General features: G+C 67.8%; 2 protein-coding genes. Both read left to right on the top strand.

The window, feature by feature from the left end:
* The coding region (locus DIE04_RS29460; protein WP_148091659.1) for a circularly permuted type 2 ATP-grasp protein at positions 1-1,275 on the top strand (1,275 nt) is incomplete at its 5' end.
* 64 nt (positions 1,276-1,339) lie between these two features.
* On the top strand, positions 1,340-1,911 hold a 572-nt coding region (locus DIE04_RS29455; RefSeq protein WP_185500445.1), incomplete at its 3' end, for an alpha-E domain-containing protein.

The following is a 1,911-nucleotide window of genomic DNA, read 5'->3' as shown; positions in this document are numbered from 1 at the left end:
GGCATCACGTTCGCCGTGTACGGCGACGCGCAGGCCGCCGAGCGCCTGATTCCGTTCGACATCGTGCCGCGGATCATCTCGGGTGCGGAATGGAGCCGGCTGTCGCTCGGCATCGAGCAGCGCGTGATGGCGCTCAACGCGTTCCTCGACGACATCTACCACCGCCAGGAGATCGTGCGCGCCGGCATCGTGCCGAAGCACCTGATCGCGCACAACGAGGCGTTCATCCCGGAGATGATCGACTTCCGGCCGCCCGGCAACGTCTACACGCACATCATCGGCGTCGACATCGTGCGCACCGCCGAGAACCAGTTCTACGTGCTCGAGGACAACGCGCGCACGCCGTCGGGCGTGTCGTACATGCTGGAAAACCGCGAGACGATGATGCAGCTCTTTCCCGAGCTGTTCCAGCAGGTCAAGGTGCGCCCGGTCGAGACCTATCCGCAGATGCTGCGCCAGTCGCTCGCGGCCGTGTGCCCGCCGGGCGGCAACGCCAACAACCCGACCATCGCCGTGCTCACGCCCGGCATCCACAATTCCGCGTACTACGAACATTCGTTCCTCGCCGACCAGATGGGCGTGCACCTCGTCGAGGGCAGCGACCTGCAGGTGGTCGACGGCCGCGTCGCGATGCGCACCACCGAAGGCTTCCGGCCGATCGACGTGCTGTACCGCCGGGTCGACGACGCGTTCCTCGATCCGCTGACGTTCCGCCCCGATTCGGTGCTCGGCGTGGCCGGGATCATGGACGTCTACCGCGCCGGCAACATCACGATCGCGAACGCGCCCGGCACCGGCATCGCCGACGACAAGGCGATCTACTCGTACATGCCGGAGATCGTCGAGTTCTACACGGGCCGCAAGGCGCTGCTGGAGAACGTGCCGACCTGGCGCTGCGGCGAGGCCGACAGCCTGAAATACGTGCTCGAGCATCTCGACGAACTGGTCGTGAAGGAAGTGCACGGCTCGGGCGGCTACGGGATGCTGGTCGGGCCGTGCGCATCGAAGGCCGAGATCGAGGCGTTCGCCGCGAAGCTGCGCGCGCGTCCCGCGAACTACATCGCGCAACCCACGCTGGCGTTGTCCACGACGCCGATCCTGACCGAAGCCGGCCTCGCGCCGCGCCACGTCGACCTGCGGCCGTTCGTGCTGGTGTCGGACCGGATCCGCATCACGCCGGGCGGGCTCACGCGCGTCGCGCTGCAGGAAGGCTCGCTGGTCGTCAACTCGAGCCAGGGCGGCGGCACCAAGGACACCTGGGTGCTGGCCGACTGAGCCGGGCACGACCGCGCGCGCCGCAGCCGGCGCGCGAACCGAACGAAGACGGAGTGGACACGAGATGCTTCTGGGACGAACTGCGAGCGGTCTTTACTGGATGTACCGCTATATCGAGCGCGCGGAGAACATCGCGCGCATCGTCGATGCCGGGCTGCGGATGGCGCTCACGCGCACGTCCGACGCGCCGGCCGAATGGTCGTCGGTGCTGGTCAGCTCGGGCGCGGACGACGGCTATCGTCAGAAGTACGACGCCTATGCCGCCGATACCGTGACCGACTACCTGCTGCGCGACCGCGACAATCCGTCGAGCGTGCTGTCGTGCATCGAGGCCGCGCGCTCGAACGCGCGGATGGTGCGCACGGCGCTCACGCGCGAGGCGTGGGAGAGCGTGAACGGCGCATGGCTCGCGCTGCGCCAGGCGCTTGCGCAGCCGGTGCCGGAGAGCGGGCTGCCGGCGGTGCTCGACGAAGTGAAGCGCGAAACCGCGCTGATCCTCGGCAGCTTCTACAGCACGATGCTGCGCAACGAGATCTTCGATTTCGCGCAGATCGGCGCGTTCGTCGAGCGGGCCGACAACACCGCGCGGATCCTCGACGTGAAATACCACCTGCTGCTGCCGTCGGTGTCGCACGT

The organism is Burkholderia sp. Bp8994 (assembly GCF_003853805.1).
GTDB lineage: Bacteria > Pseudomonadota > Gammaproteobacteria > Burkholderiales > Burkholderiaceae > Burkholderia.
Note: the sequence above shows the minus strand (reverse complement) of the source record. Positions and strands in the feature narration are given on the sequence as shown.